Annotated in this window: 14 protein-coding genes; 10 read left to right on the top strand and 4 right to left on the bottom strand. The window is 64.3% G+C overall.

Annotated elements, in window-relative coordinates; genetic code table 11:
* The first annotated feature begins 95 nt into the window (after window positions 1-95).
* Window positions 96-734: a trimeric intracellular cation channel family protein gene (locus tag A5785_RS18085; RefSeq protein ID WP_049697913.1), complete on the top strand. Its 639-nt coding sequence runs from the start codon at window positions 96-98 to the stop codon at window positions 732-734.
* Between the two features lie 41 nt (window positions 735-775).
* On the opposite strand, the gene A5785_RS18080 is transcribed toward A5785_RS18085, so the two are convergent.
* A complete protein-coding gene (locus A5785_RS18080) occupies window positions 776-1,546 on the bottom strand; it encodes an SDR family oxidoreductase (RefSeq protein WP_049697914.1) in 771 nt (256 codons plus the stop codon).
* A gap of 243 nt (window positions 1,547-1,789) precedes the next feature.
* Between A5785_RS18080 and A5785_RS18075 the strand changes: the two genes are divergently transcribed.
* On the top strand, window positions 1,790-2,734 hold the full coding sequence (locus tag A5785_RS18075) for an AurF N-oxygenase family protein (RefSeq protein WP_049697915.1): 945 nt from the start codon (window positions 1,790-1,792) through the stop codon (window positions 2,732-2,734).
* Window positions 2,734-4,329, top strand: coding sequence for a 4Fe-4S binding protein (locus tag A5785_RS18070; RefSeq protein ID WP_049697916.1), 1,596 nt, complete (start codon window positions 2,734-2,736; stop codon window positions 4,327-4,329). Before A5785_RS18075 ends, A5785_RS18070 begins: the two co-directional genes overlap by 1 nt.
* Before the next feature lie 27 nt (window positions 4,330-4,356).
* Here A5785_RS18070 and dctA read toward each other — a convergent pair whose 3' ends face one another.
* Window positions 4,357-5,772 carry a C4-dicarboxylate transporter DctA gene (gene dctA, locus A5785_RS18065; RefSeq protein WP_049697917.1) on the bottom strand — a complete coding sequence of 472 codons (1,416 nt, stop codon included), beginning with the start codon at window positions 5,770-5,772 and terminating at the stop codon, window positions 4,357-4,359.
* 173 nt (window positions 5,773-5,945) lie between these two features.
* Between dctA and A5785_RS18060 the strand changes: the two genes are divergently transcribed.
* The 6 genes from A5785_RS18060 to A5785_RS18035 all read left to right on the top strand — a co-directional run bounded on the left by A5785_RS18060 (window position 5,946) and on the right by A5785_RS18035 (window position 12,647).
* Window positions 5,946-6,632 (top strand): response regulator transcription factor, encoded by a 687-nt coding sequence (locus A5785_RS18060; protein ID WP_005207267.1) that lies wholly within the window; start codon window positions 5,946-5,948, stop codon window positions 6,630-6,632.
* The gene (locus A5785_RS18055; RefSeq protein ID WP_049697918.1) at window positions 6,632-8,122 is read left to right on the top strand and encodes a sensor histidine kinase; all 1,491 of its coding nucleotides are present in this window, start codon (window positions 6,632-6,634) and stop codon (window positions 8,120-8,122) included. The genes A5785_RS18060 and A5785_RS18055 overlap by 1 nt, the downstream gene beginning before the upstream one ends.
* A 171-nt stretch (window positions 8,123-8,293) precedes the next feature.
* Window positions 8,294-9,730, top strand: coding sequence for a S1C family serine protease (locus A5785_RS18050; RefSeq protein ID WP_049697919.1), 1,437 nt, complete (start codon window positions 8,294-8,296; stop codon window positions 9,728-9,730).
* 126 nt (window positions 9,731-9,856) lie between these two features.
* Entirely contained in the window at window positions 9,857-10,510 is a 654-nt protein-coding gene (locus A5785_RS18045) for a MogA/MoaB family molybdenum cofactor biosynthesis protein (protein WP_049697920.1), read from the top strand.
* A gap of 695 nt (window positions 10,511-11,205) precedes the next feature.
* Window positions 11,206-11,850: an MspA family porin gene (locus tag A5785_RS18040; protein WP_049697921.1), complete on the top strand. Its 645-nt coding sequence runs from the start codon at window positions 11,206-11,208 to the stop codon at window positions 11,848-11,850.
* Between the two features lie 77 nt (window positions 11,851-11,927).
* On the top strand, window positions 11,928-12,647 hold the full coding sequence (locus tag A5785_RS18035; RefSeq protein ID WP_049697922.1) for an MspA family porin: 720 nt from the start codon (window positions 11,928-11,930) through the stop codon (window positions 12,645-12,647).
* A 518-nt stretch (window positions 12,648-13,165) separates the two neighbouring features.
* On the opposite strand, the gene mscL is transcribed toward A5785_RS18035, so the two are convergent.
* Both mscL and A5785_RS18025 read right to left on the bottom strand, forming a co-directional pair.
* Window positions 13,166-13,999 (bottom strand): large conductance mechanosensitive channel protein MscL, encoded by an 834-nt coding sequence (mscL, locus tag A5785_RS18030; protein WP_049697923.1) that lies wholly within the window; start codon window positions 13,997-13,999, stop codon window positions 13,166-13,168.
* Window positions 14,000-14,185: 186 nt separating this feature from the next.
* Window positions 14,186-14,845 carry an SAF domain-containing protein gene (locus tag A5785_RS18025; protein WP_197500839.1) on the bottom strand — a complete coding sequence of 220 codons (660 nt, stop codon included), beginning with the start codon at window positions 14,843-14,845 and terminating at the stop codon, window positions 14,186-14,188.
* A gap of 282 nt (window positions 14,846-15,127) precedes the next feature.
* Here A5785_RS18025 and nhaA point away from each other — a divergent pair.
* On the top strand, window positions 15,128-16,197 hold a 1,070-nt coding region (gene nhaA, locus A5785_RS18020), incomplete at its 3' end, for a Na+/H+ antiporter NhaA (protein WP_064868184.1).

The raw sequence follows: 16,197 nt of genomic DNA, 5'->3' as shown, positions 1-16,197 counted from the left end.
AGATGTGTATAAGAGACACGTCTGGGACGTTGCGGCAGTTGTGCTGTTCTGTGAAGTACGCCGCTAGAGAAGTACGACGTGAAGGCGAGGTGCCGATGCTGCTCGCGATCTTGAACATCGTGGGTATCGGGGTGTTCGCTGCGTCGGGAGCGTTGGTCGGAATCCGCAAGGACTTCGACATCTGGGGGATCGCGACGGTCGCCGTGCTGACCGGAGTCGGCGGCGGCATACTGCGCGATCTTCTGCTCGGCATCACCCCGCCCTCGGCGCTGGACAACTGGGTCCCTGTCACGACAGCCCTGATCGCCGCACTGGTGACGGTGATCTTTCACCCGTCGTTTGCGCTGCTGCGTCGAACGATTGTCGTCCTCGACGCGATAGGCATGGGATTGTTCGCGGCCACCGGTGCGAGTATCGCGATCGATCATCACGCGCACGCCTTCGCTGCAACCCTCATCGGGATGCTGGCAGCGATCGGCGGCGGCGTCTTGCGTGACGTGCTCGCCAACGAGATTCCGTTGCTGCTGCAACCGGCTGATCTCTACGCCGTGCCCGCAATCGTCGCCGCCGCGGTGGTCGCGATCGGCAGGACGTACTCCGATCTGCCGTCGCAGGTCTGGGTCGTCGCAGGACTCGTCGTCGGCGCGCTGCTACGTCTGGTTGCGCTCGTCCTCGGTTGGCGACTGCCGATGGCGCCACGCGGCGTCGGCTACAACCGGCGTCGTCGCGGATGACGGGCGGCGATATACCTTCCTCACCGCCCGTCTCGCGGTGACTACTGAGCGATGACCTTGTTCACCAGTCGGTTGAGCGAGTTGGGGATGAACTTCGCCGCGTTGCCCAGGACGAGCGTCTGGGTGCCGACGGAGTAACTCGTGCGGTGCAGCCGCAGATCGTTCTTGGTGGGATGGACCGACTCCCAGATCTTGTCGGCGACCTGCTCGGGCGTGATCCGCACGCCGAGCGTCTTGGTCGACTTGGCGTCGTTGGCCGCGAGCGCGGTCTTGGCCCACAGCGGCCAGATGCTCACCACGCGGATGCCGTCGGGTTCCCACTCGAGTTCGAGCGCCTCAGTGAGACCCGCGACGTAGAACTTGCTCGCGCTGTAGGTGGCGATGCCCGGCTGCCCGTAGATCGCCGACGCCGACGCGATGTTCACCAGGTGCGATCCCGGCGTCTTCTTGAGGTATCTGTGCGCGGCCTGAGCGCCCAGTGTGACGCCGAGAGCGTCGATGTCGATCTGGCGGCGCACGGCGTCGGGGGAGATGTCGGCGAGTTTGCCCTCGGTGAGGACGCCGGCGTTGTTGTCGAGGACGTCGAGGGTTCCGCCGGTGTGTGCGGTGAAGTCGGCGAGAGCGTCGTCCCATTCCTTGGGGTCGCGGACGTCGATCTTGCCGGTGATGAAATCGGGGTGGTTCGCCTTCACCTTGTCGAGCGCGTCGTTGTCGACGTCGTACACGCCGACGGTCCACCCCTCACGTGCGAAACGCTCCGCCGTGGCCAGGCCGATACCCGCGGCCCCGCCGGTGATGAAGATCGATGACATGAGGTTCCTGCCCTTCTGAACTGCGACGACGTTCCGCTTCCGTAACTTACTCGCCAGTATAGATGTCCGAGTTGTTTACTACGTCACACCGGGGTGCTATCTTGACAACAAGCGTTGATATGACATCGGTTGTTGATATGACACTGGTTGTTGATACGAAACAGATCGTCATCACCTTACTGCTGTGCCAGTGAATCCAGGTCGCCAAGTTCCGCCGCAGGCGGAGATGGGAAGTCGAGCATCATGACTGCTGCAATGGACCGCACCGAACCCACCGACGATGTCGTCGGCAATGTCGTGAGTATTCGTGACGAGGGTGCCGACGCCGTGTCCGAGCGTCTCCTTGCGTCGGCGGCGCGGCTCTCGCGCAACGCCATGACGGAGATCGACTGGAGCCTTCCGATGGACCCGACCAAGTACGGGTGCAGCCCGGAGTGGTCGTCGCTCTACGGCACGGACTACTGGGACGAGATGACCGAGGAACAGCGGATCTCGGTGACCCGTCACGAGTTCGCGTCGATCATGAACATCGGCATCTGGTTCGAGATGATCCTGCAGGAGATGGTCATCCGCGACCAGTACCTCGGTGCCTATCACAGCAATGAGTTCCAGTTCGCGCTCACCGAGATCGCCGACGAGTGCCGTCACTCGATCATGTTCGCCAAGGCGTCGGAGAAGATGGTCGGTACGTCGTACAAGCCGACCAAGTGGGTTGGCCGCGCGGGCAAGCTGTTCAAGCGCACCGCCAAGAACGAGGTCGCGTTCGCAGGCATCCTGGTCGCCGAAGAGGTGCTCGACGTCTTCCAGCGCGGCTGCATGCGCGACGAGCGGGTGCTTCCGTTCATCCGTACCGTCAACGAGATTCACGTCCTCGAAGAGTCGCGCCACATGAAATTCGCGCGTGAAGAGGTTCGCGATTCGATGAAGGGTGTCGGCTGGTTCCGCCGTCAGTTCAGCGCGCTCTACGTCGCGCTCGGCGGCTACTTCATCGTGTCGAGCCTTGTGCAGCGTCAGGCCTTCGTCGACGCCGGGCTCGACGCCGATCGCGCTGTCGCAGAGATGAATACCAACTCGCACTTCCACTCGATGATCCGCGGTAGCTGTGCGCACCTCATGGAGTTCCTCGACGAGGTCGGCCTGCTGACCGAGCCCGCCGCGTACTACTACCGGAAAGTGCACATGCTCTGATGTTCGTCATCACTCAGTCCTGCTGCAGCGACGCAGCATGTGTATCCGTGTGTCCGGTCAACTGCATCCATCCGACGCCGGAGGAGCGCGGTTTCGGCACCTCCGACATCCTGCACATTGATCCGCAGGCATGCATCGACTGTGGTGCGTGTGCGGATGCGTGCCCCGTCGACGCGATCTTCCCGGCCGAGAACCTCGGCACCAGGGACAAGGTCTTCATCGAGATCAACGCCGACTACTACAAGAACAACCCGGACGTGAAGTCGGGCTGGTCTGACGTTGTCTATCCCGAGATTCCGAAATTGCCTGCGGGACTTAGGGTTGCGCTGGTGGGCACCGGACCGTCGGGCGGCTACGCGCTGCGTACGCTGCTCGACCGCACCGAGGCGTCGGTCACCGTTATCGACAAACTGCCGACACCCGGCGGACTGGTTCGCGCGGGCGTCGCGCCCGACCATCCCGGCACCAAGGGCGTCTTGCGCGGATTCGATCTGCTCTACCGCGATCCTCGCGTCACGATGGCGACCAACGTCGAGGTCGGCGAGTCGGACGGTCAGATCACGCCCGCCGAACTTGCCGAGCACTTCGACGCGGTGTTCTACGCTGTCGGCGCGAGTGAGTCACGGCGCCTTGGCATTTCGGGTGAGGACCTGCCCGGCTCGACGTCGGCGACCGAACTCGTCGCCTGGTACAACGCGGTTCCGGGTGCCGACGCGGCTCCGCCGATCCGACGCTCGACCGACGCCGATCCGGCGAGCGGCCGCGCCGTCATCGTCGGAACCGGAAACGTGGCCCTCGACGTCGCGCGAATCCTGGTGTCGCCACCGGAACTGTTGGCCACCACCGACATTGCCGACCGCGCGCTGGGCATCCTGGAGGAGCAGAACGTCCACGAGGTTGTCCTGCTGGGCCGTCGAGATCAGGCGCACGCCGCCTACACATCGGCCGAATACCGTGCGCTGTCGACGATTCCGGGTGTCGAGGTGCTCGTCGTCGACGACGCCGACGGAGCCGGAGTTCCCGACCTCACCGGGCCTGCGGACCCCGACCACCGACGAATTGTGTTCCTGTTCCACAGCACTCCCGACGAGATCCTTGGCGACGAGCGCGTCGAAGGCGTGACCGTCACGACCGGCGGGCAGACACATCGGATCGACGCCGACCTCGCCGTGCGCAGCATCGGATACCGCTCGGTTCCCATCGCGGGACTTCCCTTCGACGACGCTCGCGGACTGTTCCCCAACGTCGACGGACGGATGCTCGACGACTCGGGCGAGATCATTCCCGGTTCGTACGTGCTCGGCTGGGCCAAGCGCGGTCCCAGTGGCGGCATCGGGGCGAACAAGAAGTGCGCCCAGTTGACTGTCGAGGACTTCATCCGCGACGCGGTCGACGGCAAACTGATTCGCACTACGCGTCAGCCCGGCGAGTTCACCTCTTTGCTGCGCAAGCGAACTCGACACGTCATCGGCTATCGCGGTATGCGCGCGATCGACCGGATCGAACGTCGACGCGGCTCCGAACAGGGCCGTCCGCGGGTGAAGTTCACCCGCGTGGGCGACATGGTCGGCGCCGCCGGCTGGCGTAAGCGGTAGCAGCCCAGGGCATTCGACCTGCCCCGCCTAGTCCTGCTTGGCTTCGGACTCGACGGTGTGCAGGCCGAGTCCCTCCTCCTCGGGGAGTAGTTGTTTCTCGCCGGTGAGCGGGTTGGTTTCCTCGAGCGGGGGAACCGGCTGGCCGTCGAGCACGAGTGTCATTCTCTCCTTGTCGAGTTCGCCTTCCCACGCGGCCACGACGAAGGTGGCAACGCAGTTGCCGATCAGGTTCACCGACACCCGCATCGAGTCCATGATGCGGTCAGCGCCGAGCAGAAGGGCAACGGCGGCAACGGGAATCGATCCGTGACCGATGGCCGAGATCGTGGCCGACAATGCCAGAAACGACGAACCCGGTACGCCTGCCATGCCTTTCGACGTCAGCATCAGCACCAGCACCGCCGTCAACTGCTCGCCGAGGCTGAGGTGCACGCCCATCGCCTGTGAGAGGAACAGCACACAGATCGAGAGATACAGGGTCGCGCCGTCGAGGTTGAACGAATAGCCGGTCGGGACAACGAGACCCGTGACGGACCGCGAACACCCCGCGTACGTCAGCTTGGTCATGATGCGCGGCAGCACCACTTCCGTGGACGCGGTGCCGAGTGCGACGAACAGCTCGTCCTTGATGTAGACGATGAACTTCCACAGGTTGACGCCTGCGAAGACCCGGACGATCACCCCGAGAACCAGGATGAACAGCACCGCCGCGAGGTAGCAGCATGCGATGAGTTTGCCGTAGCTGCCCAGCGACGAGATGCCGTACTGGCCGATGATGTACGCCATCGCGCCGAACGCTCCGAGCGGAGCCAGCTTCATGATCCAGCCGATCATGGTGAAGAAGACGTGGCTGGACTGATCGACAAACCCGAGCACGATGGGTGCCTTCGCGCCGACCTTGGCGAGTGCGAGTCCGAAGAGGACCGCGAAGAACAGCACCTGCAGTAGCTCGTTCTCAGCGAAGGCCGAGATCGCCGACGTCGGGATGATGTTCATCAAGAACTCGACGGTGTGGGGGAGTTCGCCGTCGCTGGTCTTCTTCGCGACGGCTTCGGCTCCGGTCGCGAGGGTTTCGGGATTCACGTTGAAGCCGGCGCCGGGTTTGACGATGTTGCCGATCACGAGCCCGAAGATCAGGGCGAACGTGGTGACGACCTCGAAGTAGGTGAGTGCCTTGATCCCGATCCGCCCGACGGCCTTCATATCGCCGACGTGTGCGATCCCCAGAACCACCGTGCAGAAGATGATCGGCGCGATCAGCATCTTGATCAGCTTGATGAAACCGTCTGCCAGCGGTTTGAGAGCAGAGCCGAAGTCCGGCCAGACCGCGCCGACGACGATGCCCGCGACGATCGCCACCAGCAACCAGGTGAACATCGATCGGTACCACGGTGTTTTCGACGACTCGACCGGACCTTCCGAGAGAGCGATGTCTGTTGTCATCGCGCAAGTGTCCGACGCCTCGGGTGCGGCACCGTGAGCGAGCTGTTGCGCACAGGTAACAACCCATCTACGTGCCCGACGTCGTGCGTCGACGCCCGCCAGGCATCACGAAGTTAGGGGTAATCCGCGAGTTGCTCAGCGGGTTCTCAGTCGAAGTGGATAAGACTATCTACATGCGCATTCTTGTTGTCGACGACGACCGGGCGGTCCGCGAGTCGCTGCGCCGCTCGCTGACGTTCAACGGATACACCGTCGACACGGCGGGTGATGGCATCGAAGCGCTGGAGAAGATCGTGGCCGAACGGCCCGATGTGGCGATTCTCGATGTGATGATGCCCCGGCTCGACGGTCTCGAAGTGTGTCGTCGACTCCGGTCGACCGGCGACGACCTGCCGATCCTGGTGCTCACCGCCCGCGACACGGTCTCCGAGCGGGTGTCCGGCCTCGACGCGGGCGCCGACGACTACCTGCCCAAGCCGTTCGCTCTCGAAGAATTGCTCGCGCGACTGCGCGCACTGCTGCGTCGCGCGGCACCAGAGGAAGACGCCGACTCGGAGGCGCTCACCTTCGCCGACCTCTCACTCGACCCGGTGACGCGCGACGTGTCACGCGGCGAACGCCAGATCAGTCTCACCCGCACGGAGTTCGCGCTCCTGGAGATGCTGATGGCCAATCCGCGCCGAGTGCTCTCGCGCAGCCGCATCCTCGAGGAAGTGTGGGGATACGACTTCCCGACCTCGGGCAACGCGCTCGAGGTCTACGTCGGATACCTGCGTCGCAAGACCGAAGCCGACGGCGAGTCGCGGCTGATCCACACCGTGCGCGGCGTCGGCTACGTGCTACGTGAGACGCCGCCGTAGTGCCGTCTGTGCTTCGACTCCGCCTCGCACGGCTGTGGTTGCGGGTGCGTCCGAAGGGCAAGTCAGGCGAGATGCGCGACCCGATGCCCTTGACCCGGTTGGTCTCGCTGCGCCTACGCGTCACGCTGTTGTCGGCGACGGTCGTTCTGGTCTCGGTGAGTTTGATGGCCGCCGCCGCGTATTTCGTGGTGTATCGCGCGATGTACAACGAGGTCGACAACCAACTCGAGTCCCGCGCCGACGGCATGACCGCGCTCGCGAAGATGGGGACACTCAACGACAGGCCCGAGTCGCTGGTGGCGGGAACGGTGTTCTCCACCAACATTTCTCTCGCGCTGGTGAAACCGAGCGGGCAGACCTACCTCGTCGGTTCGGTGCCGTTCGAGGACGTGGAACGCAAAGTCGCGCGCTCGCCGTCGAATCCGGGAAACAACCTGCAGAGTCTGCGAACGGTCAACAATCAGCGGGTGCTCGCGCGCAAGCTCGATGACGGCAACACCCTCATCCTCGCGCAGAGTCTGTTGCACACCGATCGTGTCCTCAAACGACTGGCGTGGGTGCTCTTCGTCGTCGGTTGCGGTGGTGTCGCGCTCGCGGCGGTTGCCGGCACGACCGTCGCGCGCGCGGGTCTTCGACCGGTGGCCCGCCTCACTCGCGCTACCGAACGGGTCGCCCGCACGCAGGACCTCACGCCGATTCCGGTGGCGGGAAACGACGAACTGGCCCGTCTCACCGAGAGTTTCAACACCATGCTGCACGCGCTGGCACAGTCGCGTGACCAGCAGGCGCGTCTCGTTGCCGACGCAGGCCACGAATTACGTACTCCGCTCACGTCATTGCGCACGAATCTCGAATTGCTCATGGCCGCAAGCGAACCCGGCGCGCCCGCGGTGCCTGCGGCCGACATGATCGAACTCCGCTCCGACATCGTGGCCCAGATCGAGGAACTGTCGACTCTGGTGGGCGACCTCGTCGACCTCGCGCGCGAGGACACCCCGGAGGTGGTCTTCGAGGAGGTCGACCTCGACGAACTCGTCGAAACAGCGCTCGAGCGAGTGCGTCGACGCCGCGTCGACGTCGAATTCGAGGTGCATCTCGAGCCGTGGTTCGTGTTCGGAGAGCAGCACGGGCTCTCGCGTGCGGTGGTCAACGTCCTCGACAACGCAGCCAAGTGGAGTCCGCGTGGGCGTTCGGTGCTTGTGACGCTGCGACAACTCGACACCGGTATGGCCGAATTCGCCGTCTCCGACGCAGGCCCTGGTATCCCACCGGAGGACCGTGAGTTGGTGTTCGAACGCTTCTATCGGTCGACGCAGTCGCGGTCGATGCCGGGTTCCGGGCTCGGCCTCGCGATCGTGCGGCAGGTCGTCGACCGGATGGGTGGGACCGTCCGCGCTGATCAATCGAGTCTCGGTGGCGCGATGATCACGATGACGCTGCCCGGACGACCGACGCCCGTGGAACCTTCGCCGAAGGTGATTCGTCAATAGTTTCGGGAGACGACACGTAGGCCTATCGCTTACCTACCCGAACAGCGGGTCCCATAGTGTTGAGCCACAAGTGAGCGCTGGACGAGAACGCTGTCCGGCGTCGAATATCGGTCGATTGGTCCGCAGGCTGGCAAGGCGCGGTCCGAACAAGGCGAGGAAAGAAGCGCGACGATGACAGGTGGAGGCCCGCACGGGGGGAATCCGTACGGAAACGACCCGCAGACCGGTGGATTTCCTGCGTACGGCTCGGGTCACGGCGATGGTCAGCAGAGTCCCGGCGGCCAGCAGAGTCCCGGCGGCCAGCAGGGCTTCGGTGGGCAGCAAGGTTTCGGCGCACCTCCGACGCAGCAGTACTACGGACCGCCCGCCGGTCAGCAGCCCAACCAGTGGAGCGCGCCGGGGTCGACGACTCCGCAGGACCAGACTTTCAGTGGTTTCCAGCCCGGGTCTCCGTCGGGATTCGACACGTCGGACACAGGCCAGTCGACGCCACCCAAGAAGTCGCGCGGCGGCCTCGTCGCAGCACTCATCGGTGGAGCGCTCGTGATCGGTTTGGTCGCAGGAGGCATCGGCGGCGTCGTCGGAGCAAAGGTCTCCGACGATGATTCGACGTCGAGCAGTTCGGCGCCGCTTGGCGGCGATCCGAACACCAACAGCGAAAGCGTTGCTGCCGCGCCCGCGGGGTCGGTGCAGGAGGTTGCCGCCAAGACGCTCCCGTCCGTGGTGTCGATCGACGTTGTCAGCGGGTCGGAGGCGGGCGAGGGCTCGGGCGTCATCCTCTCCGAAGACGGATACATCATGACCAACAACCACGTGGTCGCCGGTTCCTCCGGCAGCGGTAAGCCGTCGGCGATCCAGGTGAACTTCCAAGACGGCACGCGCGCAGCGGCGAAACTGATCGGCGCCGACTCGATCTCCGACATCGCGGTGATCAAGGTGGAGAAGAACGACCTGCTACCCATCAATGTCGGAACGTCGAAGAACCTGGCAGTCGGGCAGTCGGTCATCGCGATCGGCGCACCCCTCGGGCTTCAGGGAACCGTCACCACGGGCATCATCAGCGCGTTGAACCGTCCCGTATCAACCTCGCGCGACGGCGGCACGACGTCGGTGATCGACGCCATTCAGACCGACGCCGCGATCAATCCGGGCAACTCGGGTGGCGCTCTGGTCAACGCCAGGGGCGCCCTGATCGGTATCAACACCGCGATTGCGTCGCTCGGGGCGTCCGAACAGCAGCAGAGCGGCAGCATCGGGCTCGGCTTCGCGATCCCGATCGACCAGGCCATCCGCGTCGCCAACGAACTACGAAACAACAACGGTAGGGCGACGCACGCCAGCCTCGGGGTGTCGGTGCGCCCGAACAGTCCCGCGAGCACGCCGGGTGCTGTGGTCTCCGATGTCACGGCCGGTGGCCCAGCTGCGCAGGCGGGTATCCCCAAGGATGCGGTCGTCACCAAGCTCGATGACAGGACCATCGCGTCGGGTGACGCGTTGGTCGCCGCGGTGCGCTCCCACGCACCCGGCGAGAAGGTGACGGTCACCTATGTGGCGAACGGACAGACCCGAACAGCGTCGGTGACGCTGGGAACGCTCACCACCAATTGACGGCGCCGGCGGCCGACCGCTCGAGCATCTGCCCCCGAGCGATCTGTCGCCGACTGATCATCGAAGCCCCTGATCTGAGACCATGATCAAGGGGCGAGAACAGGCGAGAACGAGAAAGAGGCGAGCATGATCGAATCCAGCCGCAGTCCGCAAGGCTCAACCCTTACCGACGACGCGTCGAGCGTGATCGATCCGATCGCGCTGGAGGCCTCCGAGGTCGATCCCGCCGACGTGGTCGCCGCGGACGCTGCCGCGCGCGAGTTCGTTGCCCGCCATAGCAGTGAGGCGGCCGGGACCTTGGGCGACGAGATCGGTAGAGCACTGGTTGTGGTCGTCGACGACCAGATTGCGCACGGTGAGGTTGCCGATTCGCTCGGCCCGCTGGTCGGCGAGCTGCTCAACGAGGCGGGCTTCCACGTCGACGCGACGCTTGCGGTGTCCGGCGACGAGATCGAGATCCGCAACGCGCTCAACACCGCGGTCATCGGGGGCGTCGACCTTGTTGTTTCGGTCGGTGGCGTCGGTGTCGGTGCTCGCGACGTGGCTCCCGAGGCCACCGAGCCGCTGCTCGACCGCCGACTTCGCGGTATCGAAGAAGCGGTCCGAAGCTCCGGTCTCGCCGCGGGGGCGACAGACGGTGGACTGTCGCGGGGGCTCGCGGGCATCTCGGGGCAGACGCTCGTGGTCAACATCGCCGAGTCGCGTGCGGCCGTTCGCGACGGAATGGCTACCGTTGCGCCCCTCGCGAAGCACGTAATCGAGTCGATCAGCGAGTTCTGAGTCGGGCTAATCGAATAGTGCGCAAATATCAGGAAATGCGCACGTGTGCATAACTTCGGTTCACATTGTGTTCACGGAGAATTCGAAAGCATGCCATTCTCTCGCTGAGACGGAATAGTCGATATGTCGCAAGAAGGCTCGAATCGTGAGACGCCGGACGGTTCACGACGGAAATCGAGGCATCGTCGCAGGATCGATGACGTTTTCGGCGACGACCTCCCCGAGACCACGTCGGACGAGAGTGACGAAGGTCACATAGGCGATTCTCAGGAGTGGTACCGGGCCCAGCGGCCGCCGCATTACGAGTGAAATGTCGCTTCCGGCATAGCGGGCGCAGGGTGTTTTCCATTTGTTAACACTTTTCCTGACGCTGACGTGAATTCTCCCTGTGTAATCGTGTAAGAGAATCTTGAGATCGCGCTGAGCGTTGCTGTTGCCCGTCTTGATATCGCTCGGATAACGTTCGCTGCGACAACACTCGGCCCCTGCGGGAGGCCGGGGCCGTGGTCCTGCAGTCCGATCAACGTCGGCCAGCAGCAGTGGAACGAGGGGGCAGGGACTTTAACGCCTCGGAGAGCACGATGAAACACCGTGTTAACCGGAGTGGACGATGATTCCCGCGAGCCGCCAAGGTCAACCCGAGGGAACGAGTTCGTCTCCCTCGGATAACAGCCGAATCCTGTGAGAGGGAACGAATGAGCAAGTTCAGCAAGCTTGGGCGCCGCGGAGCTGCTGCGGTCGCCGTCGCCGCTGCCGCGGTGATTGGCGCAACCAGCATGGGGGCGGGACACGCCGAGGCGCAGAAGCTCGCGCCCGGGTACAAGAAGGCCGTCGCGAGCGACGGTACGACTGTTGAGACCTGGCGCAACGGTGAGTACTTCACTCGAGTCGGAACAGTGGCCAACAACCCGCTGTCGCGGGGGCTGGCGATTTCCGGCACCTACACCGTGAAGACCGCTGCCGGTGTCGGCGGCCAGGTAAACGTCGGCTACATCATCGGTTGCCAGGTCGACATCTCCGGCATCAGCCTCGACCTTGGTGGCACTTTTGACATCGTTGGTGGCGGACTGACCGGCAGCGGCAGCGTCACTCTGCCGATCAAGCCGGGCCAGATCGCGAACTACGCGCTCTCCGACATGAGCATCTCGGACAAGGGCGTGGCATCGCTCCAGGTTTCCGATCTCCAGGTGATTCTCGACAAGTGCGGCGGCTACGCGTCGGCACGCTCGTACGTCTCCGTCTACGCGGCCAAGGGATTCGATGCCAAGGGCGGCACGCTGAACGTCGACGGACCTTTGGTGAAGTCCACTCTGTACGGCCAGCCTTTCAACGTCAGTTAAGCCGCAGCAGGTAATTCAACAACTCACTCTGAGATTTATCTGCTCGTAGGCAGATTGACATTCCACGAAGGGGAATCATGAAGAAGAGCAACACTCGCCGCCTGGCGGCTGTCGCCGCCGTCGCGGGTGCCGCCGCGATGGGTCTGAGCAGTGTCAGTGCAGGACACGCTGACGCTGGGCCACTGCCCGGCGGCAAGGTCACCAAGACGCTTGTCGACGGAACTCCGGTCAGCATCACGCTTTCGAACGAGAGCATCAGCGTCCAGCGTCCGGTCAACCAGAGTGCGCTGAGCCGCGAAGCCTGGGGATCGGGAACGGTCAGCGTCAACGTGGGCGGCAAGGCCAAGGGCGGCACCATCAAGGTCGGCTATGAGCTGGGATGCCAGGTTGACTTCGGCGTGTCCGGCGGTCTCGGAGCCGGCGGCGGGTTCAAGCCGGGGGCTGCCAACCCGAATGCCATCGGTGGGACCGACGCCGACTGGAGTCGCTCCGCTGGTGGCAACGGGTCGGTGACCCTCGGGCCCGGCGGCGTGACCAAGTACTGGCTCATCAGCGGTGACAGCCTCGGAAACAGCATCCAGTCGTCGGACGTGACGAACAAGGATGATGACAACTACACCGCCAGCAATCTGACCTTCACCGGTTCCACCGGTGGAGTCACCTACAGCCAGGAGCACTTCGTACTGAACGGCTGCGCGGGATACGCGTCAGCCCGGACGATCGTCCAGGTGACCGTCAAGACGGACTCCGTCAAGGGGATCGTCACCTACACGGGTAAGCCCTTCAGCCTCGGCTGATCGCGCCTGTCGCACAACAGAACACAACCGCGGGGCGGGAACCGATATGGTTCCCGCCCCGCGGTCTTTTTTCGCTCAGCGAGTGCGGTGCCGGTGTGCCGATGGCCTCGGGGATCGACTATCGACGCAGCGGAACCCATCTGCGCGGTGGCGTCTGAGACGCCAGGAGCGGTCAGCTACCGATCGACTCGGCTACCGGATTCAGCTCCCGAAGAAGGGGAACGGGAACCACGGACGCGGACGTGGGCGCGGCTGGGGCTGCGGCCGGCCGTGGTTGTTCTGGCCCGGTCGCTGGTTGCCGTGAGGCTGAGGCATCGTTGCTCCTCCGTTGGGTTGATGTGACGTTGCCGTCGGTTGACGTGACGTTCGTTGGCGCATTCTGAATCAAGATCAGCGCCAACGGATTTCAACCTAGGAATCGAACCTTGGGATGCGATGGTCAAGTCGCTGTCAAACCGCTGGACATAGCGAAACGGCCACGCCCGAGATGGGCGTGGCCGTTTCGTTGTGGCTTCTGATCAGCGGGAGTGGCGTCCCGAGTCGCCGGGATTGTCGCCGGGGAACTGCGATCCCGGCGGCGGGTAACTGCTCGGCGGGTAGTTACCGGGCGGGGGATAGTTGCCCGGAGCCGGGTTCGGCGTCGGGTAGCCGGTTTGCGGTGCACCTGGGCCGCCTGCCGGATAGGTCGGCGGGTTCTGCTGCGGCTGCCCGGAGGGCGCCTGGTACGACGGCGGGTTGCCGTAGGTCGACGGTGCCTCATACGGGGCCTGGGATGCCGGTGGCGGCGTCGTGAGGCGCTGTGTGGGCGGTGCAGCGTCAAGTCGACCGGAGGGATAGGCGTCGGAGGACGGCGAATACGTGTCGGGCGAATCGGAAGCTCCCGAACCGGATGAGGAATCGCCGCCTCCGCCTGAGTCGCTCAGGTGGTCGGGCAGATCCTTCTCGGCCTCGGCCTTGGCCTTCGATACGCCATCGGGATCCATGAGGTCGCGGATCTCGGTGAGCAGTGCAACCTCGGTGACCTCGGCCTTCTTGCCGAAGCCGCCGAGCTCTGCGAGCTTGTTGTACGGAACGATGATCAGGAAGTAGACGACAGCGGCGATGATCAGGAAGTTGATGACCGCCGTCAACACTCCACCGATATTGACGAACGTCGACGATTTGCCGCTGACCAGCTCGAATCCGAGGCCGTCGGCTTCGTTCGGGCTCCACGGGATGGTGTTGATGATCGGCTTGATGATGCCGTCGGTGAAAGCCGTGACGATCGCGGTGAAGGCCGTGGCGATGATGACCGCTGTGGCCAGATCGACCACGTTGCCCTTCATGATGAAATCCCTGAAACCCTTGAGCACTTTCCGGTCCTCTCATTCGGTCGGTGGTACGTGCCTGTGGTGAGGTGTTGACGGAATCTGCTCAGTGGTGCACAGCCCGTTCTCCGTGATGTTAGTAGAGATAGGCATGTGCGTTGTGGAACCAAACGATGTTGTGTCCTGTGCAATGAATCTTCGATGCTGTGCAAGGAATCGCGAAACCACAGTTCAATGCACTATTACGGCGAGGGCGATGTCGAGTCCGGCTGCGGCTACGCGGAGCGCTGATTTCTGGTCCATCGCGAGTACAACCGGCGCCGATGCCTGATTCCGCGCCGACAACCCGCTCGACACCGGACGTTCGGTGCCCAGCGCGACTACGGCACGTGTGGCGAGTACATCCGCCTCAGGCCCGACGACGTCGACCACATCGCCCGCTCGTAACAGCGCCGACACGGCGTCGTCGGAGAGACGCACCGGGACGAGACGGGCGTCGGCCGACCCGGTCAACTGTTGCGGCAGCCGGGGTGAGAGAAGTCGTGCGTCGGTGAGAATCTCGCCGGTTCGGACCATGCTCGTCACCGTCTTGCCCGCGCCGTCGCGCGACATACGTAGTGCGCCCGCCGGGACCATCCCGGCGCCAACCCTGCGCACGACGAGATCGCTCGCGGCAAGTTCGGTGCCCGGCAGCAGGTCGTGCGCGGCGACCATGACCGCTTCGTCGTCGTGTTCCGCCCCGCCGAGGGTCGCGAAACCCACTGCGGCCACGACGAGTAGCGCTGCGGCGCATCGTCGAATCAACAACGACCTCGCCCAACCCGGACGCACGGCAGCTCCCAGACGGTCGACGAGGCGCGGGCTGAGACTGTCTCCACGGGCTGTTCGCATGCGCGCAAGTTAGCCGCCCGGAGGTCGCGGAAACCGACGCCGCGGCAGGTTGTGGACAACCCGTCCATTCGTAGTCGTCGGTGGATAACTCGACGCGGCGCACGCGTGGCCTGCGTCCGGTGGCGACGCGCCGCCTGACCAGCACGAGTGGTGCCACAGCCGGTCGTCGGGGAGAATGGACGACGGTGTGCCGGGAAGTCTGGTCGGCAACCCGGACCTCGATCCGGGTTTGTATTCGACCCATCTCGGCCTTGGCGCCGGGATCGCCCGACAGGATCATTTATGCCCGCAGAGAGCTCGTTCGACGGGCGCCCACCCGCCCGTGAGCGCTTGCGCCGCTATCTCTCCCTCGACACCACCAGTGGCATGCTGCTGCTCGTCAGCGCGGCCGTGGCGGTCATCCTGGCGAATTCGCCGTGGCGAGAGGCCTATCACGAGATTCTGGCCTACGAGATCGGTCCGGAGTCGTTGCACCTGCACCTGTCGCTGAGTGAGTGGGCGGCCGACGGTCTGCTCGCAATCTTCTTCTTCGTCGTCGGCGTCGAACTGAAGCAGGAGTTCGTTGCCGGAAGCCTGCGCGATATGCGTCTGGCAGGTGTGCCGATCGCCGCTGCTGTGGCCGGAATGGTCGTTCCCGCACTGTGTTACGTGGCAGTCGTCGGAACGCTCGACCCAGAAGCGTTGCGCGGCTGGGCAATTCCAACCGCCACCGACATCGCGTTCGCGCTCGCCGTCCTGGCGATCTTCGGACGTGGTCTGCCGCTGGCGTTGCGGACGTTTCTGCTCACCCTCGCGGTTGTCGACGACCTCCTCGGCATCACCGTGATCGCAGTGTTCTACACGGACTCCATCAACTTCGTGATGCTCGGCTGCGCACTGTTGGCCATCGCGGTGTTCGGGGTCGTCGTCCGTCTGTCACGCGCGTACCGGTGGTTGTTGTTGCCACTGGCGCTGATCGCTTGGGGCTGCATGCACGCCTCCGGTGTGCACTCGACGGTCGCGGGTGTCTTGCTGGGCCTCGTCGTTCCGGCATTGACGATCCGCGGTGAAGAGCTTCCGCGTACCGAACAGCTCGACGAGGCGGTTCGTCCCTGGTCGTCGGCGGTGGCCCTGCCGCTATTCGCCCTCGCCGCAGCCGGCGTCTCGCTGGTGGGAGCCGACGAACCGCTGCTCCAGCCGGTCTCGATAGGGATTGTGCTGGGGTTGTGCGTCGGCAAGGTGGTCGGTGTACTCGGAGCCACCGCGCTCATGACCCGGTTCACGCCGCTACGGCTTCCCGATGCGATCGGTATGCGCGACCGTGAAGCCGATCCCTGTCTCTTATACACATCTGACGCTGCCGACGATCGCAT

Origin of the sequence: Gordonia sp. 852002-50395_SCH5434458 (assembly GCF_001665905.1) — a bacterium.
Lineage (GTDB): Bacteria > Actinomycetota > Actinomycetes > Mycobacteriales > Mycobacteriaceae > Gordonia > Gordonia jacobaea.
Note: the sequence above shows the minus strand (reverse complement) of the source record. Positions and strands in the feature narration are given on the sequence as shown.